This window comes from Streptomyces sp. NPDC041940, from assembly GCF_055589465.1.
Genome location: NZ_JBVJBP010000003.1, coordinates 356193 through 382541 on the forward strand (window position 1 = coordinate 356193; position 26349 = coordinate 382541).

25 protein-coding genes and 1 pseudogene are annotated in these 26349 nt (G+C 71.5%); 13 read left to right on the plus strand and 13 right to left on the minus strand.

Translation table 11 applies throughout. The features are described from left to right. The first annotated feature begins 35 nt into the window (after window positions 1–35). From ACZ6I3_RS08915 to ACZ6I3_RS08925, 3 genes are read left to right on the plus strand one after another with little or no spacing between them, the layout of a single operon-like run. Window positions 36–740: a glycosyltransferase family 2 protein gene (locus ACZ6I3_RS08915; protein WP_469412985.1), complete on the plus strand. Its 705-nt coding sequence runs from the start codon at window positions 36–38 to the stop codon at window positions 738–740. Then, window positions 737–1351: a TIGR04282 family arsenosugar biosynthesis glycosyltransferase gene (locus ACZ6I3_RS08920; RefSeq protein WP_469412987.1), complete on the plus strand. Its 615-nt coding sequence runs from the start codon at window positions 737–739 to the stop codon at window positions 1349–1351. The genes ACZ6I3_RS08915 and ACZ6I3_RS08920 overlap by 4 nt, the downstream gene beginning before the upstream one ends. Then, a complete protein-coding gene (locus ACZ6I3_RS08925; protein WP_469412989.1) occupies window positions 1348–2112 on the plus strand; it encodes a class I SAM-dependent methyltransferase in 765 nt (254 codons plus the stop codon). The genes ACZ6I3_RS08920 and ACZ6I3_RS08925 overlap by 4 nt, the downstream gene beginning before the upstream one ends. A gap of 316 nt (window positions 2113–2428) precedes the next feature. On the opposite strand, the gene ACZ6I3_RS08930 is transcribed toward ACZ6I3_RS08925, so the two are convergent. Next, window positions 2429–3661 carry a molybdopterin-dependent oxidoreductase gene (locus ACZ6I3_RS08930; protein WP_469412990.1) on the minus strand — a complete coding sequence of 411 codons (1233 nt, stop codon included), beginning with the start codon at window positions 3659–3661 and terminating at the stop codon, window positions 2429–2431. 81 nt (window positions 3662–3742) lie between these two features. On the opposite strand from ACZ6I3_RS08930, the pseudogene ACZ6I3_RS08935 reads away from it, so the two are divergent. Next, window positions 3743–5168 (plus strand): annotated as a pseudogene (locus ACZ6I3_RS08935) (hypothetical protein). On the opposite strand, the gene ACZ6I3_RS08940 reads toward ACZ6I3_RS08935, so the two are convergent. After that, complete coding sequence (locus ACZ6I3_RS08940) at window positions 5127–5756, minus strand: peroxiredoxin-like family protein (RefSeq protein ID WP_469412992.1); 630 nt, start codon at window positions 5754–5756, stop codon at window positions 5127–5129. The pseudogene ACZ6I3_RS08935 and the gene ACZ6I3_RS08940 overlap by 42 nt on opposite strands. A gap of 70 nt (window positions 5757–5826) precedes the next feature. Between ACZ6I3_RS08940 and ACZ6I3_RS08945 the strand changes: the two genes are divergently transcribed. Beyond that, window positions 5827–6441 (plus strand): TetR/AcrR family transcriptional regulator, encoded by a 615-nt coding sequence (locus ACZ6I3_RS08945; protein WP_469412993.1) that lies wholly within the window; start codon window positions 5827–5829, stop codon window positions 6439–6441. A 22-nt stretch (window positions 6442–6463) separates the two neighbouring features. On the opposite strand, the gene ACZ6I3_RS08950 is transcribed toward ACZ6I3_RS08945, so the two are convergent. From ACZ6I3_RS08950 to ACZ6I3_RS08975, 6 genes are all read right to left on the minus strand, one after another. Further along, on the minus strand, window positions 6464–7675 hold the full coding sequence (locus tag ACZ6I3_RS08950) for an NAD(P)/FAD-dependent oxidoreductase (RefSeq protein ID WP_469412994.1): 1212 nt from the start codon (window positions 7673–7675) through the stop codon (window positions 6464–6466). Window positions 7676–7777: 102 nt separating this feature from the next. Further along, window positions 7778–8722: an RNA polymerase sigma factor SigJ gene (gene sigJ, locus ACZ6I3_RS08955; protein WP_469412997.1), complete on the minus strand. Its 945-nt coding sequence runs from the start codon at window positions 8720–8722 to the stop codon at window positions 7778–7780. Between the two features lie 46 nt (window positions 8723–8768). Further along, entirely contained in the window at window positions 8769–9773 is a 1005-nt protein-coding gene (locus ACZ6I3_RS08960) for a TAXI family TRAP transporter solute-binding subunit (RefSeq protein ID WP_469412999.1), read from the minus strand. Continuing rightward, entirely contained in the window at window positions 9770–11161 is a 1392-nt protein-coding gene (locus tag ACZ6I3_RS08965; RefSeq protein WP_469413000.1) for a sensor histidine kinase, read from the minus strand. The genes ACZ6I3_RS08960 and ACZ6I3_RS08965 overlap by 4 nt, the downstream gene beginning before the upstream one ends. A 26-nt stretch (window positions 11162–11187) precedes the next feature. Then, window positions 11188–11847 carry a response regulator transcription factor gene (locus tag ACZ6I3_RS08970; protein WP_469413002.1) on the minus strand — a complete coding sequence of 220 codons (660 nt, stop codon included), beginning with the start codon at window positions 11845–11847 and terminating at the stop codon, window positions 11188–11190. A gap of 22 nt (window positions 11848–11869) precedes the next feature. Next, entirely contained in the window at window positions 11870–13219 is a 1350-nt protein-coding gene (locus ACZ6I3_RS08975; RefSeq protein ID WP_469413004.1) for an MFS transporter, read from the minus strand. Between the two features lie 245 nt (window positions 13220–13464). Between ACZ6I3_RS08975 and ACZ6I3_RS08980 the strand changes: the two genes are divergently transcribed. Further along, on the plus strand, window positions 13465–15921 hold the full coding sequence (locus tag ACZ6I3_RS08980) for a SpoIIE family protein phosphatase (protein WP_469413006.1): 2457 nt from the start codon (window positions 13465–13467) through the stop codon (window positions 15919–15921). A 192-nt stretch (window positions 15922–16113) separates the two neighbouring features. Continuing rightward, a complete protein-coding gene (locus ACZ6I3_RS08985) occupies window positions 16114–16539 on the plus strand; it encodes a hypothetical protein (protein WP_469413008.1) in 426 nt (141 codons plus the stop codon). Between the two features lie 24 nt (window positions 16540–16563). Here the strand turns inward: ACZ6I3_RS08985 and ACZ6I3_RS08990 are convergent, their stop codons facing one another. Beyond that, window positions 16564–17751 carry a polyamine ABC transporter substrate-binding protein gene (locus ACZ6I3_RS08990; RefSeq protein ID WP_469413009.1) on the minus strand — a complete coding sequence of 396 codons (1188 nt, stop codon included), beginning with the start codon at window positions 17749–17751 and terminating at the stop codon, window positions 16564–16566. Between the two features lie 152 nt (window positions 17752–17903). Here ACZ6I3_RS08990 and ACZ6I3_RS08995 point away from each other — a divergent pair, with 152 nt between their 5' ends. Beyond that, window positions 17904–18314, plus strand: coding sequence for an MmpS family transport accessory protein (locus ACZ6I3_RS08995; RefSeq protein WP_469413011.1), 411 nt, complete (start codon window positions 17904–17906; stop codon window positions 18312–18314). A gap of 52 nt (window positions 18315–18366) precedes the next feature. Here the strand turns inward: ACZ6I3_RS08995 and ACZ6I3_RS09000 are convergent, their stop codons facing one another. The 3 genes from ACZ6I3_RS09000 to ACZ6I3_RS09010 form a co-directional block, all read right to left on the minus strand. Continuing rightward, window positions 18367–20016, minus strand: coding sequence for an alpha/beta hydrolase (locus tag ACZ6I3_RS09000; protein ID WP_469413013.1), 1650 nt, complete (start codon window positions 20014–20016; stop codon window positions 18367–18369). 196 nt (window positions 20017–20212) lie between these two features. Beyond that, on the minus strand, window positions 20213–20383 hold the full coding sequence (locus ACZ6I3_RS09005) for a hypothetical protein (protein ID WP_469413015.1): 171 nt from the start codon (window positions 20381–20383) through the stop codon (window positions 20213–20215). Further along, on the minus strand, window positions 20380–20883 hold the full coding sequence (locus tag ACZ6I3_RS09010) for an acyl-CoA dehydrogenase family protein (protein WP_469413017.1): 504 nt from the start codon (window positions 20881–20883) through the stop codon (window positions 20380–20382). Before ACZ6I3_RS09010 ends, ACZ6I3_RS09005 begins: the two co-directional genes overlap by 4 nt. 507 nt (window positions 20884–21390) lie before the next feature. On the opposite strand from ACZ6I3_RS09010, the gene ACZ6I3_RS09015 reads away from it, so the two are divergent. From ACZ6I3_RS09015 to ACZ6I3_RS09030, 4 genes are all read left to right on the plus strand, one after another. After that, window positions 21391–22263, plus strand: a complete 873-nt coding sequence (locus ACZ6I3_RS09015; RefSeq protein ID WP_469413018.1) for an alpha/beta fold hydrolase — start codon at window positions 21391–21393, stop codon at window positions 22261–22263. A 147-nt stretch (window positions 22264–22410) separates the two neighbouring features. Further along, window positions 22411–23031 (plus strand): DinB family protein, encoded by a 621-nt coding sequence (locus ACZ6I3_RS09020; RefSeq protein ID WP_469413020.1) that lies wholly within the window; start codon window positions 22411–22413, stop codon window positions 23029–23031. 189 nt (window positions 23032–23220) lie between these two features. Next, window positions 23221–24045 (plus strand): hypothetical protein, encoded by an 825-nt coding sequence (locus tag ACZ6I3_RS09025; protein ID WP_469413128.1) that lies wholly within the window; start codon window positions 23221–23223, stop codon window positions 24043–24045. Then, window positions 24042–24707, plus strand: a complete 666-nt coding sequence (locus ACZ6I3_RS09030) for a class F sortase (RefSeq protein ID WP_469413021.1) — start codon at window positions 24042–24044, stop codon at window positions 24705–24707. Before ACZ6I3_RS09025 ends, ACZ6I3_RS09030 begins: the two co-directional genes overlap by 4 nt. Window positions 24708–24717: 10 nt before the next feature. Here ACZ6I3_RS09030 and ACZ6I3_RS09035 read toward each other — a convergent pair whose 3' ends face one another. After that, a complete protein-coding gene (locus ACZ6I3_RS09035) occupies window positions 24718–25089 on the minus strand; it encodes an antibiotic biosynthesis monooxygenase family protein (RefSeq protein WP_469413024.1) in 372 nt (123 codons plus the stop codon). A gap of 452 nt (window positions 25090–25541) precedes the next feature. Between ACZ6I3_RS09035 and ACZ6I3_RS09040 the strand changes: the two genes are divergently transcribed. Further along, window positions 25542–26183, plus strand: a complete 642-nt coding sequence (locus ACZ6I3_RS09040; protein ID WP_469413026.1) for a superoxide dismutase — start codon at window positions 25542–25544, stop codon at window positions 26181–26183. Window positions 26184–26349: the final 166 nt, after the last annotated feature.

Consider the following 26349-nt stretch of genomic DNA (forward strand, 5'->3'; position numbering starts at 1 on the left):
CCGTTATGACCGATTCGCGTTCGTAGGGTGAAACCGTGACGACGACTCCTTCCGACGTCGACGTGGTGCTGCCCTGCCTGAACGAGGCCCAGGCCCTGCCCTGGGTACTCGAACGGATCCCGCCGGGCTGGCGCGCACTCGTCGTCGACAACGGTTCCACCGATGACTCCGCCCAGGTCGCGCGCGCGTTGGGCGCGACCGTCGTGAGCGAGCCGCGCCGGGGCTTCGGCGCGGCCTGCCACGCCGGGCTGACCGCCGCCACCGCCGACGTGGTGTGCTTCTGCGACTGCGACGCCTCCCTCGACCCGTCGCTCCTCGTCCCCTTCGTGCGCGAAGTACGCGAGGGCGAGGCCGACCTCGTGCTCGGCAGGCGGCGCCCGCGGGGCCGGGGCGCGTGGCCCGCGCACGCCCGGGCCGGCAACCTCGCGCTCGCGCGGATGCTGCGCAGCCGCACCGGGCTGCGGCTGCGCGACCTCGGCCCCCTGCGCGCCGCCCGCCGCGAGCCGTTGCTCGCCCTCGGCCTCACCGACCGGCGCAGCGGCTATCCGCTCCAGATGGTGGTCCGCGCGGCCGACGCGGGCTGGCGGATCGCCGAGCACGACGTGCCGTATCTGCCGCGCACCGGGGCCTCGAAGGTGACGGGCACATGGCGCGGCACCTGGCATGCCGTACGGGACATGAGCCGCGTCCTGGCCGAAGCGCCGGGCGAGGCCCCGGCCGTCGGAAGGGAGGCACGGTGACCACACTCCTCGTCATCGCCAAGGAGCCGCGCCCCGGTCGGGTCAAGACGCGGCTCACCCCGCCGTTCACGCCCCGGGAGGCCGCGTCCCTCGCCGAGGCGTCCCTCGCCGACACCCTGGACGCGGTCGTGGCGACCCCGGCCGACCGCAGGCTCCTCGTCCTCGACGGGCAGCCCGGCCCCTGGCTGCCGGCCGGCCTCGAGGTCGTGGGGCAGTGCGCCGGCGGACTGGACGAGCGGCTGGCGGACGCCTTCGCGCGGTGTACCGGACCTGCCCTGCTCATCGGGATGGACACCCCCCAGGTGACGCCCGAGCTGCTCACCGTCGACTTCGGCGAGGGCGACGCCTGGTTCGGCCCGGCGGAGGACGGCGGTTTCTGGGCACTGGGCCTGGCGGAGCCCGACCCCGCCCTGCTGCGCGGCGTCCCGATGTCCACACCGGTGACCGGCGCCGTCCAACGCGAGCGGCTCGTCCTGGCCGGGCTGCGGGTACGTGACCTGCCCCGGCTGCGGGACGTGGACACCGCCGCCGACGCCGAGGCGGTCGCCGCGCTCGCCCCGCACGGCCGGTTCGCGGCGCGGCTGGCCCGGTACGCGGCCGTCCCCCGATGAGCACCGCGCCTGCCACCGCCCTCGCCTGGGCGACCGCCGACCCCTACGCCGCTGCCCTGCGCGCCGGTCGCGGGCCCCTGTTCCTGCGCCGCTCCGACGGCTGGCTGCTGCCGCTGGAGGTGGAACGCTGGTGTGCCCGGGCCGACGCCGTCGACCGGGACGTGCTGGACCGGTGCGAGGGGACCGTGCTGGACGTGGGGTGCGGGCCCGGGCGGCTGGTCGCGGAGCTCGCCGCCCGGGGCCGGGCCGTCCTCGGCATCGACGTCAGCGAGGCCGCCGTGGACCGGACGGCTCGACTCGGCGGTCAGGCGCTGCGGCGTTCGGTGTACGAGCCGCTGCCCGGCGAGGGCCGCTGGGACACCGTCCTGCTCATGGACGGCAACATCGGCATCGGCGGCGACCCACGTGCCCTGCTGGACCGGGTGGCCGAACTCCTGTGCCCCGGCGGCCTGCTGATCGCCGAGACCGCCCCGGCGGACATCGACGAACGAGCCCAGGTACGGGTCGTCGACCTCACGGACCCACACGGTGCCGACGACCCCTTCCCCTGGGCCCGGCTCGGCACGCCCGCCCTGCTCCGGTACGCCCGGGGCTGGACGAGGGCCGGTCAGTGGACGGCCGGCGGACGGCGTTTCAGCGCCCTGCGCTCTCGCAGCAGGCGTGTCCCCAGCAGCAGTGCCGAGCCGCCGAAGAGGACGGCGGTGATCAGCAGCCAGCGGGCGGGGAACACGTCCGCCGGCAGGCCGGTGGCGGATCGGTAGCGCCGCTCCACCATCCCGCTGATCAGCGGGAACCACACAAGAAGGAGCAGCGCGGAGAACGCCGCCGGTACGCGCACGTACATCGTCCACTCCCGGCGGCGGACCGCACCGAGCCCTCGTACGACCGCCCGGTCCAGGGCCGCGTACAACGGCAGCAGCACGAGGTCGTGCAGCAGGGCCGCGCCCACGAACCACAGCGCCACGCCGAGCCAGTCGTCCGCGAGCAGCCGCACCCCCGCGTAGGTGGCGAGCGCGAACGAGCAGGCGAGCAGGAGAAGCTGGAGGGGGCTTCCGAGCGGGATCCGCGGCTGTCGCATCACAGCTCTCCGAACGTCATCCGGGCCACCCACTTGGTGTTGAGCACACCGGGCGCCGCGGGCACGATGATCCGCGCCGGGTAGCCGTGGTCGGGGGACAGGTCCTCGCCGTTGACGTACAGGGCGAGCAGGGAGCGCGCGTCGGCCACCTGGTTGGCACGCAGCGCGGCCTTGCGGAAGGCGCCGCGTGCCTGAAGGGACTCGACGAACACGTCCGGCGGGTCGCCGTCGTACCCGACGAGCGCCGCGAGGTCGCGCAGCCGCACCCCGCGCCACCACTGGTCCGATGTCGACCAGCCCTCCACACAGGCGATGGGCAACGCCGAACTGTGCAGAGCGAGTCCGGCGAGCTGGGCACGGCTGAGGCGGACGGTGCCCGTCCGCCCCGTCACGACGAGCCGCCACGCGTCCTCGCCCGTCCCGGCCGGGTCGATCCCGGCGTACGCCGCCGTCTTGTTGATCTGGAACCCGTTCGGGCCGCTGCCGGGTTCGCCGCCGCCGTGGGGTGCGAGGAGGGCGGTGCGCCGCAGCGGACCATCGACGTTCTGCCCGGCCGTCGTCGCGAACAGCAGCAGCGAGCCGCCCCCGACGAACCACAGGGCACCCCGCCGGGAGACGGTCGGCTCGGCGGGACGCGGAGTGACGAGGTCGTTCCGCTCTTCTCGAAGGTGCCGCAGATTGCGCAGAGCCGTGGGCATCTTCAGCAGGGCGTGGGCGACGAAGGCGGCGAAGAACACCCATGCTCCGTAGAAGTGCAGCGGGTAGAACGAACCGGGGAAGACGTAGTCGAGCTGTACGTTGAGCACACCGGTCACGAACTCGAACAGCGCGCCGCCCACCAGGAGCAGCAGCGAGATCCGCTCCAGGGCGTGCGCGAGCGAGCGGGCCGGCGGCAGCGCGAACAGCCTCGGTACCACGGACCAGAGCTTGGCCAGCAGCACGGGGATCAGGGCGATGCCGAGGGTGACGTGGACGCCCTGGTTGAGCCGGTAGAGCCAGTGCGGGTTCGTCGGCCATGCGAACAGGTAGAAGCCCAGGACTCCCTTGTCCGGGGTCTTGTCGTTCACCGGCGACAGGCCCGGGTTGTACGCGGCGTAGGAGACCAGTCCGGTCACGAACAGCACGGTGATGCCGACGAGCAGGACGAGGCCCAGCACCGAGGTGAACCAGGGGCCGCGCAGGGGGCTGCGCCAGAAGCCCGGGGAGGAAGGAAGCCGTGGGTCGTCTCGCATGTCCCGACGGTAGGCCCGGACCACCCCCGGAAAGGGCAGGCGACCCATGACGAAACGCTGACGTCCGGCCCGGACAGCGGCATGCGCCCGCCCCGCCGACCTAGCGTTCCGACTGTGAACCGCTCCCTCCGCCGTGACCTGTACGCCGCCGGGGCCGCCGCGCTGCTCGTGACGGCGGCCGTACTGATCGGCCGCCATATCCAGGGCACCAGCCGCACGCTGTTCGTCGACTGGCCGCCCCTGCTGGCGTCCTGGGGGCCGCACGCGGGGCCCAGCCCCCCCCCCCCCCCCCCCCCCCCCCTCTCCCCCCCCCCCCCCCCCCCCCGGCACTCCCGCGGCCGTCCTGGTCGCGATCGCCACCGCGGCCTACGGTCCCACTCTCGCGGCCCGCCTCCCCTGGCGCGCTCTGCTGCCCGCCGCCTGGGGCACAGCCATGTCATGGATCTGCTCCCTCGCCCTGATCGACGGCTGGCACCGCGGCATCGCCCACAGGCTCACCAGCCGCTACGAGTACCTCCAGGTCATCGACCGTTTCGACGACATCCCGGCGGCGTTGCGGGACTTCACCCACCACATCCTTCTCGACTCCCCCGACAACTGGCCCGCCCATGTCGCCGGCCACCCGCCCGCGGCCACACTCACCTTCGTCCTGCTGGACCGGATCGGGCTGCGGGGCGGTGGCTGGGCGGGCATGTGGTGCGTCACCGTCGGCGCGACGGCCTGCGTCGCCGTGCTGGTCACGATCCGTGTCCTGGCCGACGAGACGCTCGCCCGCAGGACGGCCCCCTACCTCGTCCTGGCACCGGCCGCCGTGTGGATGGGCACCTCGGCCGACGCGTACTTCGCGGCGGTGGCGGCGTGGGCGGTGGCGCTGCTGGCACTGGCGGTCACGCGACGGTCGCTCTGGTGGGCGGGCGGATCGGGTCTGCTGTTCGGACTGACCTGCTACCTGTCGTACGGCCTCACACTCGTCGCGCTGATCGCGGCGGCGGTACTGGCGCTCGGCCGGCACGGGATCCGGGAGCGCCCCGCCCTGCTGGTGCCGCTGCTCGCCGGACTGGCCGTCGTTCCCACGGCGTTCACGCTCGCCGGGTTCGACTGGTGGGAGGCCTACCACCTGCTGGTCACGCGCTACCACCAGGGCGCGGGCGGCATCCGGCCCTACGGCTACTGGGTGTGGGCCAACCTGGCCTGCACGGTGCTCATCACGGGCCTGGCGACCGCGGCGGGCCTGCGCCGGGCGGGTGCGGTGCTGCTGCACCGCCGCACCGACACCCCCGACCGGGCCGCCGAGACCCGCCTCGCGCTCCTCGTGTCCGCCGCGTGCCTCGCCCTGCTGGTCGCCGACCTGTCCGGGATGAGCAAGGCGGAGACGGAACGCATCTGGCTGCCCTTCGCGATGTGGCTCCTCCCGGCGTGCGCGTTCCTGCCCGGCCCCCGCGCCTGGCTCAGCGCCCAGGCACTGCTAGCCCTGCTGCTCAACCACCTGCTGCTCACCGGGTGGTGAGGTCCGTACCGACGGACGCGGCGCTCGGTTCGCCAGTTCCAGCAGTTCGTCGACCGACCACTGGTCGTAGACGTGCTCGCCGTACTTGGCGGCGATGACGTGGCCGTCGGGCGCGATGAGGAAGTCGGCGGGAAGACCGAGCCGGCCGCCGTGCGGGCTGGTCGCGGGCAGGTGCTCCCGCCCGCGGACAACCTCCCGGACGCCGCTGAGGACCGCCCGCACGATCGGTGCCCAGGCCCGCGGGCTGAGCAGGGCGCGGGGCGAGCGTTCCACGCCGAACTCCGCGTACAGCCGTCTGGCGGGGTCGGCGACGACGGCGAACGGGAGACCGGGGGTGTGGGGCGACAGTTCCTCGGCGGGCGAGTGGAAGACCACGACTTCGCGTACACCGGCGGCCGCGATCTCCGCGTGACGCCGCACGATCGACCGCAGGTGCAGGTTGCAGACCGGGCAGCCGGCGAACCGCCGGAACTGGAGGTGGATCAGCCGGTCCGGGTCGGGAACGGCGACCTGGTCGCCGGAGACAGCGGTGAGCGTGCGTGCGTTCACGGTGGACCCTGGCTCCACCGGACTACGGGACAGGCGCATGGACGTTCCCTCCGTTGGCGTACGGTATACGCCTACCAGCGTAGGCGTATGCCGTACGCTGTCAACCGTCATGCCACGCCCGCGTTCCCTCACCCCCGATCAGCTCGCCTCGGCCGCCCTCGCCGTCATCGACCGCGACGGGCTCGCCGGGCTGTCGATGCGCGCCGTCGCCCAGGAGCTCGGCATGAGCACCATGGGGCTCTACCGCTACGTGCACGACCGTGAGGAGCTCGAACGGCTCGTCGTCGAGCTCGTGCTGAACGCCGTGGACACCGAGCCACCGGATCCCGACGCGTCATGCCGCGAGCGGATCGAGGTCATGGTGCGGCGTCTGCGCGACACCGTGGGTGCCCATCCGGCGGTCGTCCCCCTGACCATCACCCACCGGCACCACTCCCTCGGAGTGCTGCGCTGGTCGGAGACGGTGACCGCCATCCTCACCGAGGCGGGGATCGAGGGCGAACGCCGGGTCGTCGCCCTGCGCGGCCTGCTCGGTTACGTCATCGGAGCGATCCAGCTGGAACACCTCGGCCCCCTGTCCGGCCCGGGGACGGCGGACATCACCGAGCTGCCGCCCGCCGAGTTCCCCCACATGACCCAAACCGCGCGAGACGCCCGGAACATCGACGCGGACCAGGAGTTCCTGGGAGGGCTCGCCATGCTGCTCGACGGCCTCGGGGCGTGAGGCCGTCGGGCCGGCGGGCGCGTCAGGCCGCTGCCCTGAGCGGCGAATCCGCCCCGGCCGGCTGCCGAACGACGTGGCGGCGGCGGGTCGGCAGGCCGAGCAGCGGGTTGGCGACGCCCCAGGCCGCGCCCTTGCAGATCACTTCCTTGTAGACGGCGGCGAGCCGGCCCGTCAGGGCCGCCCGGACGGCGCGGTCGTCGGCGGTGACGTACTGGATCAGGCCTTCCTTGCGGCCCAGTGAGATGCACTGGTTGAAGTAGCGCAGCGGCACGTTCGGGAGCTTCCGGCCGGTCAGGCGGGCCGCGATGGCGTCGGCGGCCTGCCATGCCATGGGGGTGCCGGAGGCGCACGACATCCGCAGCGGCTTGTCACCGGGGCCCATGGCCAGGGCCGCGTCGCCGATGGCGTACACGTCCGGGTGCGAGACGGAGCGCATCGTCCCGTCGACCAGGATCTGGCCGGTGCCGGAGACGTCCAGGGTGGTGGCCTGCGTGAGCGGGTGGACGGCGAAGCCGGTGGTCCACACGGTGACGGCGGCGGGGATGGTCCCGCCGTCGGCGGTGGTGACGTGATCGGCCTCGACGCCGGTGACGGAGGCGTGCTCGTGGACGGTGATGCCGAGCTTGCCGAAGACCTTCCGTACGTGTCGGCGGCCCTTGGGCGAGAGCCAGTCGCCGAGTTCGCCGCGGGCGGCGAGGGCGACGTCGAGGTCCGGGCGGGCCTCGGCGATCTCGGTCGCGGCCTCCAGGCCGGTGAGCCCGCCGCCGACGACGACCACGGACTCTCCGGCGTCCAGGCGTGCCAGGCGCTCGCGCAACCGCAGTGCGCCGGGGCGGCCGACGATCTGGTGGGCGTGCTCGGCGACGCCGGGGACGCCCTGGTCGTTCCAGCCGCTGCCGAGGGCGTAGACGAGGGTGTCGTACGCCAGCTCCTCGGCCTGCGGCTCCCCGGCACCGTTCGCGTCGACGACGGTGACGGTCCCGCGGTCGGCGTCGACGCCGGTGACCTGTGCGAGCTTCAGTGCGACGCCGGTGCCCGCGAACATCTCGCTGAAGGGCCGGGGCCTGAGGTCCTGACCGGCCGCGAGCTGGTGCATCCGGACCCGCTCGACGAAGTCGGGCTCGGCGTTGACGAGGGTGATGGCGACGTCTTCACGGTGCAGCCGCCCGGCGAGGCGGCCGGCGGCGATGGCTCCGGTGTAGCCGGCTCCGAGGACGACGATGCGGTGCTGCATTTCGGGCTCCTGTCGTGAGCGGGATTCGCCCCTTGAACCGGGCGGCCCGTCGTTTCCTGACAGGAACGTCGTGTGAAGCACGTCACATCGTCGTCGGCGGGGTCAGAAGACCCTGAGCAGGGGATCTCCGTGGTCGGTGGCCGCCCACCGCCTGGTCGCGCGTTCGAGCTTGTCGGGGTTGACCTGGTTGCGGAACGCGGCGATGCCGTCGGCGGTGATCTCCAGACACATCACGCCGATGACCCGGCCGTCGAGGACCACCACCAGGGCCGGGTCGCCGTTTGCGGTCGTGGCGTAGACGTCCGGTGAGCCGCCGACCAGGTCGCGCTTGGCCTTGCCGGGCTTGAACAGACCCCGCATGAACTTGGCGACCGCGAGGGCACCCTCGAACGCCTTGGCGCGGGCCGGGACCTTCCCGCCGCCGTCGCCGACCGCGATGGCGTCCTGGGTGAGCAGCCGCACGAGCGGCTCGGTCCGGCCGCTGGTGGCGGCCGCGAGGAACTCGTCGACGACCCGTCGGGCGGTGGCCTCGTCGATCTCGGTGCGGGCCTTGCCGTCCGCGACGTGCTTCTTGGCGCGGTGGAAGATCTGCTGGCCGGCGGCCTCGGTGATGTCGAGGATCCCGGCGATCTCCCGGTGCGGGTAGCCGAACGCCTCGCGCAGGACGTACACCGCCCGCTCGTTGGGGGACAGGCGCTCCAGCAGGGCGAGGACCGCGTACGAGACCGATTCGCGCTGTTCGGCGGTGTCGGCCGGGCCGAGCATGGGGTCCCCGGCGAGCACCGGCTCGGGGAGCCACTGGCCCACGTAGGTCTCGCGCCGCGCACGGGCCGAGGTGAGCTGGTTGAGGCACAGGTTGGTGAGCACCTTCGTCAGCCAGGCCTCGGGAACCTCGACGCGGTCGATGTCGGCGGCCTGCCAGCGCAGGAAGGTCTCCTGCACGGCGTCCTCGGCCTCGCTCGCGGAGCCCAGGAGACGGTAGGCGATGGCCTCCAGGCGGGGCCTCGCTGCCTCGAACCGGTCCACGTCGTTCATGGTCAGGGCCATGACCGGGATCCTAGCCCGCGCGCGTCCGGCGGCCGAGGGACAGGCCCTACCCGTGCAGTTCGCGATAGGCGGCGACCGCCCCGGGATGCAGGGGTACGGCGCCCGTGGAGATCAGGCTGCGGGCGTCGAGGAACTGCGTGCCGAGGGCCGGGGCCGGGACCAGGCGGGCGGCCCGGCGGACCAGGACGTGGGTGAGGGCGGCGGCGACGGGGGCGGGGAGGTCGGGGCGGCAGAGCAGGAGGTTGGCCACGCCGATCGTGGGGACCTCGGGGGTCTTCCGGTACGCCCCGGCCGGCACCGACACCGCCTCCAGGCCCGACCCCGCCGGGCCGAGGCCGGCCCGCAGCCGGGGCAGCAGGCCGGACAGGGGCAGCAGCCGGATACCGGGGTCCGTGTCGAGCCCGGACAGCACGGGGAGCGGTACGCCCCCGGCGACGAGCAGGGCGTCGATCGTGCCGGCCCGCATCGCACGGGCCGCCTCCGGCATCAGCAGATGCCGGACCTCTACGTCGGCGCCGGGGGTCAGCCCCGCGACGCGCAGCAGCCGGTCGCCGAGCACCGCTCCGCCGGACGCGGCCGCACCCAGCGAGACGGTGCGGCCCGCCAGGTCGGTCACGGTGTGGAGGGGGGCGTCGGCGCGCACGGCCAGTTGCAGGTAGTTCTCGTAGACCCGGCCGATCGCACGCAGCGGGACACGGCGGCCGAACGGTGCGGTGCCGCCGTACGCCGCCCACGCGATGTCCGACAGGGCCGGTGCCACATCGGCCCGGCGGGCCTGGAGCAGCCGTACGTTGTCCACGCTGCCCTCGCTGGTGACCACCTCGCAGGACAGCCGCGGGTAGACGTCAGTGACCTGGGCGGCGAGCAGCCGGCCGAACGCCGTGTAGAAGCCGTCGGTCTCGCCGGTCGCGATCCGCAGCCCTCCCCGCGGGCCGCTGTCCGCGCGCCGTGCGTCGGCCGCCGCCGAACCCGCGAGCAGGCCGGTGCCCGCCACGCCGAGTGCGGCGCGCAGCGCGGTGCGGCGGGTCGTGCCGCGGACGGGGCCGGTCATGCCGGGTGCCCCTGCGGGAGCACGACCCGGACGCGCAGGCCGTGCGGTTCGGCCGCCGTGAACTCGACGTGTCCGGCGTGACCCGCCACCAGCCGCTCGGCGATCGCCAGACCGAGACCGCTGCCGCGTACCTCGCGGTGCCGTTCCGAGCGCCAGAAACGGGTGCCCGCCCGGGGGAGTTCGCCGGTCGCGAGGCCCGGCCCGTCGTCCCGTACCTCGAGCACCGCGTCCGGGCCCTCGACGAGACAGCGCGCCTCCACGCGGGCGCCGCTCCCCGCGTACTTGATCGCGTTGTCGAAAAGGATGTCGGCCACCTGGGCCAGCTCTCCCTCCGGACAGGCCATGAGAACGGCGGGGCCGGGGGCGAACTCCAGGCGGACTCCGGCCTGTTCGGCCACCGGCCGCCACAGTCCGGCCTGGGCCGCGGCGACCGCTGTCGCGTCGCAGCACGCCTTCCGCGCGTCCGTGACGGCCAGTTCGCCGGCCCGGTGCTCGGCGTTCGCGAGGGCGAGCAGGTCGTCGAGGAGGAGTTCCATGCGTTCGAGTTCGGACGTCACCCCGGTGTAGGTGCGGGTGGCGGAGGTGCGCAGATGGGGCTGGAGCGAGTCGACGCGCAGCCGCAGGGCGGCCAGGGGGTTGCGCAGCTGGTGCGAGGTGTCGGCGACGAGCCGGCGCTGCTGCTCCAGCGCGGTGGTGACCCCGTCGGCCATGCGGTTGAAGCCGGTGGCCAGCTGGCGCAGCTCCGGCGGGCCACCGGCCCGCGCGTGCTCGGGCGGCAGCCCGGCGGCCAGGGTGCCGACCGCACGGTCGAGGCGGTGCAGCGGCCGCACGACCCACCGCGTGGCCCGGCGGGCGAGCAGCACACAGGCCACGGCGAACAGACCGGCCCCGGCCAGGACGAGCGCCCAGCGCAGGGCGATGTCGTCCGCCGCGACCCGCACCGAGGCCCGCAGCACCACCGCGCCGGACACCCTGGTGCCGGTGCCCACGGGACGGGCGAGCAGCCGGTCGGCCCGGGACCAGGGCCGCAGCGTCCCGCCGGGGGAGACGGGCTGGTTGCGCAGCGCCGCGTCGACGAGCCGGGCGACGGCCGGGTCGGCGGCGCGCAGGCCACCCGTCTGCACCACCGGGGCGCGGCGGGCGTCGACGACCACGACGGCCTCGCCGTACAGCTCGGTGTAGCGCAGCACGTCGGCGGTGAGCGCGCCGGTGTCGTCGCTCTCGGCGGCCTGCTCGGCCAGCCCGGCGAAACGGTCGAGGTCGGCGGTGCGCGCCGCGACGAGCTGCTGGGTGCGCTGCGCCGAGGTGACGGCCAGCAGCGGGACGGCGAAGCCGGCCACGGCGAGGACCACGAAGGCCAGGACCACGGTGAGGACGCGGGTGCGCATGAACAGGGCCTGCCGTGAGAACCGGCTCAGTCGCCGAAGCGGTAGCCGAAGCCGCGGATGGTGGTCAGCACCTCGGGACGGCCGAGCTTGGCCCGCACCTGGGTGAGGTGTACGTCGAGCGAGCGCGACACGGCGAGGAACGCGTCGCCCCACACCTCGTCCATCAGCTGCTGGCGGCTGACCGCCGTGCCGGCCCGGGCCGCCAGCGCGGCGAGCACCTCGAACTCCTTGGTGGTCAGCCGCACCTCCGCGCCGCCGACCGTCACCCGGCGGGCGTCGAGGTCGACCTCGACGTCGGCGACGCGGACGGTGCGCGCCGCCGGGGCGGCGGGTGTCGTGGCGCGGCGGGTGACGGCCTCGATACGGGCCAGCAGCTCGGCCAGCCGGACCGGCTTGACCAGGTAGTCGTCGGCGCCCAGCCGCAGGCCGCGCACCACCGACCGTTCGTCGCCCCGCGCGGTCAGCACCACCACCGGCAGGGGGCTGACCGCGCGTAGCTTGCGCAGCACCTCCAGGCCGTCCAGGTCGGGCAGGCCGAGATCGAGCAGCAGCAGGTCCGCCTGCCGGTGGCGGGCGAGGACGTCCTCGCCGCGCCTGACCCTGGCCGGCGCGTGGCCGTTGTCGTACAGGGCCTCGGTCAGCGCGCCCGCCACACCGTCGTCGTCCTCGGCCAGCAGCACCCGCACGGCTGCCTCCCTTCCCGCTTCGTCAGTCGCGAGACCGGGAATGGTCCTCGTCCAGCGGCGACGCGTCGGAGGTCTCGCGCATCCGAATGTAGACGAGCAGCGAGATCAGGACACAGGCGGTCACGTAGTAGAAGTACCAGTTCTCGTGTCCGGCCTTCTTGAACCAGAGGGCGATGTACTCGGCGGTGCCGCCGAACACGGCCACGGTCAGCGCGTACGGCAGGCCGACGCCGAGCGCCCGGATCGAGGTCGGGAACAGCTCGGCCTTCACCACCGCGCTGATCGAGGTGTACAGGGAGCTGACCGCCAGCGGCCCGACCATGAGCAGGAACGCGTACACGGGGTCGCTGGTGTGCGACAGCAGGGTGAGCGAGGGCACCACCACCACGGTGCCCAGCGCTCCGAACGCGATCAGCAGGGGGCGCCGCCCCACCCGGTCGGAGAGCAGCCCCATCACCGGCTGGAGCAGGACGAACACGAGCAGTGCGAAGAAGTTGATCCAGGCGGCCGTCGGCTTGGCGATGCCGCTGGTGTTGACCATGAACTTCTGCAGGTAGGTCGTGTACGTGTAGAAGAACAGCGTGCCGCCCATGGTCAGCCCGACGACGACCAGGCACTGGCGCGGGTAGGACAGCAGCAGCCGCAGGCTGCCGCGGGCCGGGCCGTCCTGCTCCTTCTCGCCTTCCGAGGCGGCGCGCTCGAAGCTCTCGGACTCGTCCATGCCGCGCCGCAGCCACAGCACGATCACCGCCCCTGCGGCGCCGACGACGAATGCGATCCGCCAGCCCCAGGAGTCCATCTGCGCGGGGCTGAGCACCTGCTGCAGCGCGATCTGCAGGCCGAGCGCCGTCAGCTGCCCGGCGATGAGCGTGACGTACTGGAAGCTCGAGTAATAGCCGCGGCGGCCTGGCGTGGCCACCTCGGACATATAGGTGGCGGAGGTCGAGTACTCACCTCCCACCGAGAGCCCCTGCAGCAGCCGCGCGGTGACCAGGAGGACCGGCGCGGCGACCCCGATCGAGCCGTACGACGGGGTCAGCGCGACGATCAGCGAACCGGCCGCCATCAGCGTCACGGACAGTGTCAGCGCCGCGCGGCGGCCACGGCGGTCGGCGTAGCGGCCCAGCACCCAGCCGCCGATCGGCCGCATCAGGAAGCCGACCGCGAATACCGCGGCGGTGTTCAGCAGCTGGGCGGTCTGGTCGCCTGAGGGGAAGAAGACGGACGCGAAATAGACGCTGAACGCGGTGTACGCGTACCAGTCGTACCACTCGATCAGATTGCCGATCGATCCGCGCATGATGTTGCTGACGACCCTGCGTTCGTCGCGACGCGGCTTGCGCGCACGCTCGGCGGTGGTCTGTGTGGCCATCGGAACTCCCTTGTCTGCGGCCCGGAAGCACACAGAGTCGATGGCCCGAACAGGGCAGCTCAACGCCGGGAGCCAAGTCCTTACAGTCCCTTAGGGCTTCCCCGAGCCGAGTGATCGGCACGGGGACGGTGAGCGCGGAGATCCGCTCAGCTGGTGACCCCGAATGAATACTCAATTATCCTGGTTTGCACTCGATACCGTGTATAGCGATCAGGGTCCGGTGCTGCTCTGGGCAGGATGGCGCGATGACGCAACCGGGAACCACCGGGGACGAGCCGGTTGCGGAGCCGGCGCGGTCCGACGGCGAGGCGGCGACGGCCAAGGCGGTCGTGGACGCCCACGGCAGGCTGACCGGGTGGAGCGACGGCGCCCGACGGCTGCTGGGGTACGAGGAGCCGGAGGTCACGGGCCGTTCCGCGACCCTGCTCCTCACCGAAGCGCCGCCCACCGGCGCGCTGCGGTCCATCGCGGGACTGCGCCGGTGGAACGGCTCGGTGGACCTCCGCCACAAGGACGGCAGCCTCGTCCGGGTGAGCCTGCTGGCCCACCGCCGTGAGCCGGACCCCTCCCGCGACGGCCGAGGCACCGAGTGGCTTCTCGTCTCGCCGCTCACCCGCTCCCGTACGGAGCTCGACGAGGACAGCCTGCTCGGGTGGTCACTCACACAGTCCCCGTGCACCACGGCGCTCTACGACACGCGGCTGCGGCTGCTGCGGGCCAACGCGGACATGGAACGCGTGATGGGTCTGACCGAAGCCGAGATGCGCGGGCTACGGGTGTCGGAGATCGTCCTCGACGCGGAGAGCGACCGCACCGAGGACCTGATGCGGCGGGTCCTGGAGACCGGCGAACGACAGCAGCTGCGGGCCGCCCTGCACCTGTCCGGCGACCGGTGGGAGAGCCTGTGGTCGGTGACCCTGGCGCCGGTCCACGACCCCGGCGGCACGGTGCGGGGCGTCCTCCTGTCCGCCCACAACATGACCGCGGAGCACCTGGCCCGGCAGCGCCTCGCCCTGGTCGCCGAGGCCGGGGTCCGTATCGGCACCACCCTCGACCTGACCCAGACCGCGCAGGAAATGGCCGACGTCGCCGTCGGACAGCTGGCGGACTTCGTCACCGTGGACCTGCTCCCCGACATCGAGGACGACCAGGAACTGCGGGCCATGACCCTGCCCGGTCCGGTCATGCTGCGCCGGGTGGCCAACCAGTCGGTGCTCCCGGGCTGCCCCGAAGCCGTGGTGGAGCTGGGCACGGTCGCCGTCTACCCGAACGTGTCACCGGCGGCCGAGGTCCTCGCCTCGGGGCAACCCCTGATCCACGAGGTGACCCCGGCCGGGGTGGCCAGGTGGGAGAGCCAGGCCCCGGACCGGGCGGAACGGGTACGACGCTTCGGCTTCCACTCGGTCCTGGCGGTGCCGATGCGGGCCCGCGGCATCACGCTCGGCGTGGCCACCTTCACCCGGCACCGGACCCCGGAACCCTTCACGGAGGACGACCTGCTCCTGGGACAGGAGATCACCGCCCGGGCGGCTCTGAGCATCGACAACGCCCGCCGCTTCGACCGGGAGCGCACCACCGCGCTGACCCTGCAGAGCAGCCTGCTGCCGCAGGGACATCCCCGGCAGCCCGCGGTCGAGACAGCCTCGCGCTATCTGCCGGCCAGCGCGCAGGCCGGTGTGGGAGGCGACTGGTTCGACGTCATCCCGCTCTCCGGCGCCCGGGTGGCCCTCGTCGTCGGTGACGTCGTCGGGCACGGGATCCAGGCCTCGGCCTCCATGGGGCGCCTGCGCGCGACCGTGCGCACCCTGGCGGACGTCGACCTCCCGCCCGACGAGCTCATGACGCACCTGGACGATCTGGTGGACCGGCTGTCGGCCGAGGGCGAGGACGCACCCGGCAGCGTCGCCGACATAGGCGCCACGTGCCTCTACGCCGTCTACGACCCGGTCAACCGGCGCTGCTGCGTGGCCCGCGCGGGCCATCCCGCGCCGGCGCTGCTCATCCCCGGCAGCGAGCCGTTCCTGCTCGATCTTCCCGCCGGGCCGCCCCTGGGCCTTGGCGGACTGCCGTTCGAGTCGACGGAGATCGAGCTGCCCGAAGGCAGCCTGCTCGCGCTCTACACCGACGGTCTCGTCGAGGCGCGCGGACGCGACATCGACCAGGGGGTCGACGACCTGCTCAAGACACTGGCCCGGGCGGGATCCTCGCTGGAGAGCACCTGCGACGACGTGCTGCAGGCTCTGCTCCCGGACCGCGCGGCCGACGACGTGGCGCTGCTGCTGGCCCGGACCAAGGCCCTGGACGCGGGCCATGTGGCCACCTGGGACGTACCTCCGGAACCGTCCGAGGTGGCGCGGATCCGAAGCAGCGTCACCCGGCAGCTGCGGGAGTGGAACCTGGAAGAGGACGCGTTCGTCACCGAACTCGTGGTCAGCGAACTGATCACCAACGCCATCCGCTACGCCGAGCCGCCCATCGAACTGCGCCTCATCCTCGACCGCAACCTGATCTGCGAGGTGTCCGACACCAGCAGTACCGCACCACACCTCCGCCGCGCCCTCACCTACGACGAAGGCGGCCGCGGCCTGCTCCTGGTGGCCCAGCTCAGCCGGAGGTGGGGCACCCGCCACGCGCGCCGCGGAAAGACCATCTGGGCGGAACAGGCCCTGTCGGCCGGCGACTCCGGGCCGGCCGCGATGTGATCCGGCGGTGCCGGTGGCCTCGGACAATCCTTCGGACAACATCCGGACAGGCCTCCTGCCAGGCCGGACACCGAGGGCGCTTGTCCCGGACGGCTCACCTCTTGTCCGCACTTCTCCGCCCCGGCAATCTCTGTCTCGCCCGACCGAACGGGCGAGACAGAGATTCACCGCCGGCACAGGGGAGAAGAAGAATTGCGTATTCAACACGCTCTTGCGAGCGGGGTGTTCGCTTCCGCGCTCGTCCTGGGGGTCGCCACATCACCCGCCTCCGCGGCGGACGGTGTGCAGCGCGCAGGCCTGAGCTCCAAGGTTCCGGACGACCGTTACTGCGCGGTCAGCGACTGGGACGGCAAGGCCTGCTTCGACGGGTACGGCGAATGGTTCTACCTGCTGGACGACTACGACGACCACGTGCCCATCGCCATCAAGTGGAGCCACCAGAAATTCAACGGTACGTGGCGCAGCGGCGTCATCTACAGCGACCGCGGCCCGGGAGTCTGGACGAGCCTGAACAAGAGCTTCGAAGAAGGCCTCTTCGTCACCTACGAACTCTGCGACTTCGACGTGTCGACGAAGCAGGCGTACAACTGCGTCGGTCCGGGCTGGGGGCCCACGTAGGGCTTTTCGGGAAGTCCCGCAGCCCTACAGCCCTGCGATCCCGTTCCACCGCTTCCCGAACTCCACCCGCTCCGTCGACGTGATGTCACGTGCGACGGCGAGCCGGCCGCGCAGCCCCGCGTCAGGGAAGATCAGCGGGTTCTCGGCGAGCGCGGCCGTCTCCTCGTCCTTGGCGGAGGCGAGGACCTCCTGGGCGGCCGGGACCGGGCAGACGTAGTTGACCCAGGCGGCGAGTTCGGCGGCGACCTCGGGATCGTAGTAGTAGTCGATCAGCCGCTCGGCGTTCGCCTTGTGGCGGGCGAGGTTGGGGATCATCAGCGACTCGGCCCACAGCTCGGCGCCTCCTTCGGGGACGACGAACTCGATGTCCGGGTCGTCCGCCTGGAGCTGGATCACATCACCCGAGTACGCCTGACAGGCCAGGACGTCCCCGCTCGACAGATCCTTGATGTAGTCGTTGCCGGTGAAACGCCGGATCTGACCCCGGTTCACCTGCTCCTCCACCTGGTCGCAGACCGTGTGGAAGTCGTCGGCCGTCCACTGGGTGATGTCGACGCCGTTGCCCTGCATCAGCAGTGCGAACGCCTCGTCCAGACCTGACAGCAGCGTGACCCGGCCCTTCAGGTCGCTCGCCCACAGATCGGAGACCTGCCGTATCTCCCGGCCGGTTCTGCGCCGGTTGTACGCGATCCCGGTGATCCCGGACTGCCACGGCACCGTGCACCTACGGCCGGGATCGAAGGCCGGCGAACGCAACTGCGGGTCCAGGTACCTGGTCACGTTGGGCTGCCGCGCCCGGTCCATCTCCTGTACCCAGCCGAGCCGCACGAACCGCGCGCACATCCAGTCACTGATGACGATCAGATCGCGCCCGGTGGACTGATGGTTCATCAGCGCGGGACTGATCTTGCCGAAGAACTCGTCGTTGTCGTTGATCTCCTCGACGTAGTCCACCGATACGCCGGTGCGCTTCTCGAAGCCCTCCAGGGTCGGTCGCCGCGCCTGGTTCTCGTCGTCGGTGTCGATGTACAGCGGCCAGTTCGCCCAGATCAGCCGCCGATCGGTGGCGGAGAGATCAGCGGCGGCCCGGTCGCCGGGCCGGACATACGCCGCCGGGACACCGCACCCGGCGAGTCCGCCGAGCGCTGCGCCGGAACCCAGCGCACGCAGCAGGGTGCGGCGGGAGAGCGGAGGGATCGTCGTCAGGGGCATTCGGGCAGCATGCCCCGCCCTTCCGCCACCGAACAATCGGCATCACGTCCTGAAGCCTTCCGAGCTGCGCATCATTGGCGGCATAACCGTTTGACTCGACTTTCCCTTTGCGGTTGGCTGCGGGCTCGACTTTCAAGATCCGGGGGGATCCCATGCACCGCACCATCCGCGCGGCCGTCTGTTCCGTCGCCGTCGCCGCTCTCGCGTTCGGCCTCAGTTCCTGTTCCGAGGCGGTCGACCAGGTCGACAAGGCCGTGGACGAGACGTACGAGGTCACCTACGAGGTGACGGGGAAGAACGTCGACTCGATCGAGTTCCACGGCGGTGGCGGCAAGGCCCTGGAGCCGAAGACCGAGTCGGTGTCGAAGCCCGAACTGCCCTGGAAGAAGACGGTCAAGCTGCGCGGCATCATGCCCGCGGCGGTCATGCCGGTCGCCGCGGATCCCGAAGGCGCGCAGGTCGCGTGCAAGATCACCTACAAGGGCAAGGTCCTTGAGGAGCAGAGCGCCAAGGGGCTGTTGACCGCCGGCGGCTGCACCGCGGAGTCCCCGGTCACGGGGTGACTCGGGAGGTCCGAGCGGGACCCCGCCAGGAGGTCCCGCCCTGCGACCGGGATCAGAAACGGTCCGGGGCGCGCTCCGGGAGCGGGGACCCGGGGAGTGCGTCCCGCTTCCGGTGCTTCCGTGCCTCCGCGTTCGAGTCGGCCGTCGCCTCGCAGGTCACGTCCTTCGCGGGGAGCCTGCCCGAGACCAGGTACCCGGTGACGGTGCCGTCCGTGCAGGCGTTGCCGTTCGGGTAGACGCCGTGGCCCTCGCCGCCGAGGACGGTGACCATCTTCGAGCCCCTCAGGGTTGCGTGCAGGGCCTGGCCGCTGGGCAGCGGGGTCTGCGAGTCCCACTCGTTCTGGACGACGAGGGAGCGGACCTTGTTGTTCACCTCGGTCGCCGGTTCCGCGGACTTGTCCCAGAACGCACAGGGCTTGATGCTGGACGCGAAGTCACCGTAGAGCGGGTACCGGCCCTTGTCCTCGATGGCGTCCCGCCGGTAGCTCTCAGGATCGCGGGACCACGCGGCCGAGTTGTCGCCGCACACCACGGCCCAGAAGCTCGCCGTCATGTTGTCGGACGGCACCTCGGCGGCATCGGCGGCGGCGCCTGCCGTCCCGGTCCGCCCGGATCCGGTGAGCGCCGCGAGCTTCTTCGCGGAGGCGGGCTCGCCGGCCGCCGCCTTCCTCAGCTCCACGATCGCCTCGGTGGCTTCCCGAGGGCTGAAGACCGCCCCGCGCATACCGCTGCGGATGTCATCACCGGTGACCGGCTGCCCCTCGAGTTCGATGGGCTTCTCCTCTGCCTGCGCGACCAGGTCCCAGAAGGTCCGGTCGACCTCCTTCGGGGTGCCACCGAGGCCGTACTTCTCCGAACGCTCGGCGGCCCACCCGGTCCACCGGTCGAACGCGGGCTCGGCGCCCTCCGCCCACCACTGGATCATCCCTCGCCAGGCGCGTGCCGGATCGACCGCGCTGTCCAGCACGAACCGGTCGGCCCGGCCCGGGAAGAGCTGGGTGTAGACGGCGCCCAGGTAGGTGCCGTACGAGTAACCCACGTACGAGATCTTCTTCTCACCGAGGATCGCCCGGAGCAGATCCATGTCGCGCGCGGTGTTGCGTGTGGTGATGTGCGCGAGCGTGTCGCCCGCCTTCTCCTCGCACTTGTTCGCGACGTCGCGTGCCCAGGCGACGTCCTTGTCGAACGTCTCCTCCTTGTACGGCCGCAGCCAGTTCTCCTCCTCCGGCGTCAGATCGCAGGAGACCGGGCTGCTCCGTCCCACACCGCGCGGGTCGAAGCCGATGAGGTCGTACTTCCGCTGTGCGGACTCGGGGAGCCTTTCCTGCAGCCCCAGCGGCATGTAGAGCCCCGGCCCGCCGGGGCCGCCCGGGTTGGAGAACAGGACGCCGTGGCGCTTGCCGGGCGCGGTGCTCCTGATCCGGGATATCGCCAAGTCGATCCGCTTGCCGCCGGGGACCCGGTAGTCCAGCGGGACTTTGATCGTGGCGCACTCGAACTCTGCCGGAGCGTCGGCCTCGCAGCGCTTCCACTGCGGCTTTTGCTGCACATACCGGTCCAGCGCGCCCTTGGCGGCTGCGGACGAAGCGGCGGTCGACGGGGCGGCGGCCGGAGCGGCGTTGGCCGTCGAGGTGGCGAGCGCGGGAGCCAGCGTTGCCGTGACACTCACGGCCAACAGGGGCGCGAGACGTCGTCTGCGCACGATATCGATCCTTCCGGTCACATGTTCGGACGGGAAAGATCCTTCCGGAACCCGCGACGCATGCGGATCACTCGTTGGGGCTGAACTCCCCTCCACCCTGGGGATGACGCAACACCCTTGTGTGGTACCCGAGTTGTAGGAAATTGGCCCCGTCGGCCTTCGTCTCGACGGGAACACGGTGCGGGTCCGACGGATCTCAACCGCGCCGGTGCCGGGCCGCAGGGTGGGAGGCGGGCAGGCGGTCGCCCTGGCCGAACAGCTTCTGGCGCAGGGTGCCCTCCTCGTACGCCGTCTTCAACAGGCCCCGCTTCTGCAGCACCGGCGCCAGCTGGTCGGCGAAGTCCGTGAAGGTGCCGGGGCTGGTCACGTACGCGAGGTTGATGCCGTCGACACCGGCGTTCCGCCAGTGCTCGAGTTCGTCGGCGATCCGCTCAGGCGCCCCGGCGACCGGCCGCGTCCAGGCGCGCGCCCGCAGTACCTCGCCGAACGTCCAGGTCTTGTCCGGCGCCCCCTCCACCAGTGACCGGTGCCGCGCTCGGACGCGGCGTTGCCGAACAGCTCACCGGCGACGACCGCCGGATACCAGCGGGCGCGCTCGTCCACGGTGCCCTGGCTGATGAGCAGTTCCACGAAGCCGAAATGCGGGCGCAACGCCTGTGCCACGTTCGAGTCGGCCTCGGACAGATCGATCACGAGGCGGAACAGATCGACGAGCGAGCCGCCCGCGCCACCGTGCTCCCGAGGCACCCGCAACGCGCCGAGCCCGCTGTCACGGACCAAGGCAACGCTCTTGTAAGGCAGTTCACGCGCGGCCTCCAGCGGTGCGGCGTCGGCGCGGATGCGGTCGAGGAGCTCGGGCGGCGCCACGGGGAGGGCGTGCGGAGGGACGCGAGAGGGTATGACGGAGCCTCCGAGGGCGGGGCGGGGCGCGTGTCGGCGAGCGCACGGGGGCGGAGGACGGCACGGCGTGGAGCCGCAGCGAAACTGGATGGGGAGAGCGTGCGGAGGTGGGGCGCGGACGCCGGCCCGCGGAGAGGGCTGTGCTCAGCCCTCCGGGCTTGCCGTCACCTTCGGACCGGATGACCGGATCTCACGGGCGCGACGTATCGTCGGACCGTTCCGGGACGCCAGAAAGGTGACGTGTGACCTACGCGGCGGCGCTGCGACAGACGGCGCTCGAGACACGCGACGGATCGACATGACGTCGCTGTGTGAGCTTCTGCCGGTCGAACATGATCGACATTGAACCAGACGGCTGTTCCCGTGGTCGAGACGGCTTTGACGAAGCGGCTATCGGGATTTCCTTCCACGGGCCCTGCGGTTCTGCGATACGATACGTCTCGTCTAGTCATTGTCTCGCCCTGGAGGAGCACCATGGAGCGCTTCATCGACGCCGCACGCGGTGTACGCCTCTGGACGGAAGACCGGGGCGCCGCCGACGCGCCTCCGCTGCTTCTGATCATGGGGGCGCAAGCACCCGGCCTGGGCTGGCCGGACGAACTGGTGGACATGCTCACCTCCCGCCATCGCGTGATCCGCTACGACCATCGCGACACCGGTCGCTCCACCTGGGCCTTCGACCAGCGGCCCTACCCCATCCACCAGCTCGCGGAAGACGCCCTCACGGTGCTGGACGGCCTCGGCGTCGAACGCGCCCACGTGGTGGGCATGTCCCTGGGCGGCATGCTCGCCCAACTCCTCATCGCCGACCATCCCGACCGGTTGCTCAGCGCGACGCTGATCGGCACCAGTGCGCTCAGCACCGTCCCGTACGTCCAGCCGGGCGGAACGAGGACCCCGCCCGAGGAACTCCCCGGTATCGCACCCCGCCTGCTCGAGATGTGGTCCCGTCCCGTGGCGGACCTCGGCCTGGAAGCGGAGGTGGAGCGGCGGGTCGAGCACTGGCGGATCCTGGGTGGCGGTCAGCTTCCCTTCGACGCCGAATACGCCCGCGCCCTGGAGCGAAGGGTCATCGAGCACACCGGGCACTACGCCACCAGCACCGCGCATGCCCGCGCCGACGCGTCCGGCCTGGATCGCACCGAGCAACTCGCCCGGGCCGCCGTGCCCGCCCTCGTCACCTCTGCTCCCGCCGAACCGGTCTTTCCGCCGCCGCACCCCGACCACCTCGCCCAGGCGATTCAGGGCGCACGCCTCATCGAGATCCCCGGCATGGGGCACGCACTCCCACGCGAGGTTCACACGCCGCTCGCCGCCGCGATCCTGGACCACACCGCCACACGCTGATGCGCGGCGGGGGCCGGAATGCGGGGCTCTCTCGACGGTCGACCGGGGACGAGTCGGCGCCAAGAACGAGACGCGACCCCGGTGTTGGCTGTGCCAGGCTGGCGAATCGCCCAAGGCCAGTCCGACAGTTCGACACAGGAGTACCCGATGACGACGCCGTCCCGCCTGTCTCCGCTGCTGGAGCAGTTCGACTTCGCACGCGAGCGCCTCACCAACCGCATGGCAGGGCCCGTCATGGACAGCGGCGACGGGACGGACACCCGAGTCGGCCCCATGACCGACGACGAGTACCTCTGGGAGCCGGTGCCCGACTGCTGGTCGGTACGGCGGCGCGTGAACGGGCCGGGACCGCGCGCGACTCTCCTCGCCGGTGCCGGCGACTGGGGGCGCGACGCCGCCTCCTACCCCCACCCCTGGCCCCCGCCCTTCACCACCCTCGCATGGCGCCTCAGCCACCTCAGCGAGATGCTGACCCTGCGCGCCGACCACACGGCCGGTGCCCACGCGCTGACCCGCGACGACTACCAGGCCGTCGGGGACGCCACAGGGGCGGTCGCCGCCTTTGACGCCGGTGCCGCGGCCTGGCGGAAGGCGCTGCTCGGCGTGGACGACGCGGCACTCGACACCGTGGGGTACTGCACTTACCCGCACGGCAGCGACTCGGAAGAGCCGTTCATCGACATCGTGTGGTGGGTCAACCAGGAACTCCTCCACCACGGGGCCGAGATCGCCCTGCTGCGCGACCTCTACCGCGCCCGACATCACTGAGTTCTCCTCGGCTTTGAACATCGACGAACCCTGATGCGTTCAGTAGGTAACTGCACATGAGTTGCAATAAGCCCGGCGGGGGTGACGGCGCCCATCGCCACCGAGTCGCCAACTCACATGCGAGCAAAAGGTGTTGATGTACGACCGAGGTGCGGTTCTCTCGACCGGAGGCCGCGGAATGGAACGAATCTGATGTCCAAGCGAACCGGCCGTCTCGCGGTGCTCGCCGCTCTACCCGCCGCCGTACTGCTCACCGTCGGCGCCTCGTCTCCGGCGCTTGCGGAGTCGGACACCCCGGCCTTCCAGCTCGACCTGGAGCAGCTGAACGACTCCGGCTCCAAGGGCACGGCCCTGGTGAGCCTGCGCGGCGACGAGATGACGGTGTGGATCAAGTCCGAGGGCATGGTGCCGGGCCAGCCCTCGGCGCAGCACCTGCACGGGTCGACCGAGGGCCACGACTTCGTCTGCCCGGACGGCAGCGCCGACACCAACAAGGACGGGATCCTCAACAACACCGAAGCCACCGTCCACTACGGCGACATCAACATCGCGCTCACCGTCTCCGGGGACACCGACGCGGCGACCAGCGGGCTGGCGGTGGACCGGATGCCGGTGGCCGACGACGAGGGCAAGATCTCCTACAAGCGGACCATCAAGGTCGGGCAGGACGTGGTCGAGAAGATCAAGGACCTGCACATCGTCCAGCACGGCATCGACCCCAACGGCAACGACAAGTACGACTTCGAGGGCGCCGGAAAGAGCGAACTCGACCCGAAGCTGCCCCAGGAGGCGACCGCGCCCACCAACTGCGGCGAGGTCAAGGGTGCGGCGGTCGGGTCCGTCCCGGTCGGCGGGATCGAGACCGGCAGCGGCGCCGAGCAGTCGGGCATGTCCCCGGGCATGATGATCGGCACCGCCGGTGCCGCCTCGGCGGCGGTGGCCGGGGTTCTGTTCGCCGTGCGTCGGCGGAAGGCGTCCGGTGGCGTGGCGGCGGAGACCGGGGGCGCCGCGTGAACCGCTCGGCCGGGAGCGCGCGGGCCGGGGAGCGGCGCGTCCTCACTGCTCTGATCGCCGTGGCCACCGCTTCCCTGCTGCTCACGGCCTGCGGGGGCCAGGACACATCGGCCTCGCAGACGTCCCCGGGGCAGAGCGCGACCGGCGGGGCGGCGGGCGGTGAGGCGCCGGGCGCGGGCTCGGCCGCCGGCCAGGTGGTCGCCGCCCTGGACCGGTCGGTTCCGCAGCAGGTCAGCATCCCCTCCCTCGGCATCTCCAGCGGCCTGGAGACCCTGAGGCAGAGCAAGGACGGGGTGATGACCACCCCCAAGAACCCGGATCTGGCGGGTTGGTACGAACCGGGGCCCACTCCCGGCTCCCAGGGGCCCGCGGTGATCGCCGGGCATGTGACCTGGAACGGCGCGGACGCGGTCTTCAAAGGGCTGAAGACGTTGAAGGCCGGCGACGCCGTCGAGGTGAAGCGCCAGGACGGGAAGACGGCCACCTTCACCGTGGACCGCGTCGAGGAGTACCCGAAGAAGGAGTTCCCCACGCTGGAGGTCTACAAGAACCTCGACCACGCGGGGCTGAGGCTGGTCACCTGCGGAGGTGAGTTCGACGCGGACCGGCACTACTACCCCAACAACGTCGTGGTGTTCGCGAGCATGACGGGCGTCGCGTAAGGGCGCTGGGTCAGGTCGCCGGGGCACGGTTGTCTCTCGCCGGCCCGCCGGCCCGGCGATGCGTGGACCGCACCCGGAACAGACGTGGCTGCACGTCCGTCGCGATCTTCGCGGCCTGCTCCATATGGACGCGGGCTTCCGGGTTGGCCAGCATCGCGCGGTAGTGCTCCTCGGACTCCCACTGGGCGTAGTTGATGACCCGCTCGCCGTCGTGGGAGGCGTGGAAGTTGGCGTGGAGGAAGCCCGGTTGGTGCTTCATCGTCTCCTCCGTGGCACGGGTGAGTAGCTCGATGAGTTCGTCCTGGCGGTCGGGCGAGACGGTGAAGACGTTGATGAGTGTCGCCACCGGGCGGGTGCTGTCGATCTGAGCCGTAACGGTCATGCGACTATTTCTCCCCTTACGGGACGGAGGGGCGACCGAGGCGGGTCCGTATTCCCCCGATCGGACGCGGACCCGCGCCGCCCTTGACGTCCGGACCGTCACGCCCGGCCTCTTCTGCACCTCATAAGTTGTTGCAAGAGATGTGCAATAAGGGCCCCGATGATGTGTACTGGTGGCGAGTGGCGGCTGGTCGAATCTCAACGCGATGCCGACACCTGCCAGGTGCGGGGCGCCGTCCCGCCTGACAGCGTCCGTTCCAGGACGTCGCCCCGCACCCACTCTGGTCGATCAACCACTCGCGGCAGCGCCCCGGGGCATGAGCAGCCCGCCGACCGCCCGCCGCTTCGCGACACGGCGCAGGTCCTAGGTCCAATGCCTGATCGAAAAGGTCTCGCTCCTACTGTTAGCGTGCAGCTGCATACCACTCGCAATAACGTCGGAGGACGTTGGACATGGCGGTTTACACGCTCCCGGAGCTTCCGTACGACTACTCGTCGCTGGCGCCGGTGATCAGCCCCGAGATCATCGAACTGCACCACGACAAGCACCACGCGGCATACGTGAAGGGTGCCAACGACACGCTGGAGCAGCTCGCCGAGGCGCGCGACAAGGAGACCTGGGGCTCGATCAACGGCCTGGAGAAGAACCTGGCCTTCCACCTCTCCGGCCACATCCTGCACTCCATCTACTGGCACAACATGACCGGCGACGGCGGCGGCGAGCCTCTGGACAAGGACGGCGTCGGTGAGTTGGCGGACGCCATCGCCGAGTCCTTCGGTTCGTTCGCGGGCTTCAAGGCGCAGCTGACCAAGGCGTCGGCGACGACGCAGGGTTCCGGCTGGGGTGTCCTCGCCTACGAGCCGCTGAGCGGGCGCCTGATCGTCGAGCAGGTCTACGACCACCAGGGCAACGTCGGCCAGGGCTCGACCCCGATCCTGGTCTTCGACGCCTGGGAGCACGCCTTCTACCTCCAGTACAAGAACCAGAAGGTCGACTTCATCGAGGCGATGTGGCAGGTCGTCAACTGGCAGGACGTGGCCAAGCGCTACGCCGCCGCCAAAGAGCGGGGCGACAGCCTCCTCCTGGCGCCGTGACGCCGTAACACCCCGCAGTCGTCCTGCTCGTGATCGTCTTCTCAACCTTCACCGGGCAGGCGGCACAACGAAGGGCTCTCGCACGGACGTGACGTGCGGGAGCCCTTCGCCGTTCCCTCAACTCGCGCTCCGCGTGGTCTCGTTGAAAAGTCGTCGAGCACCGGTC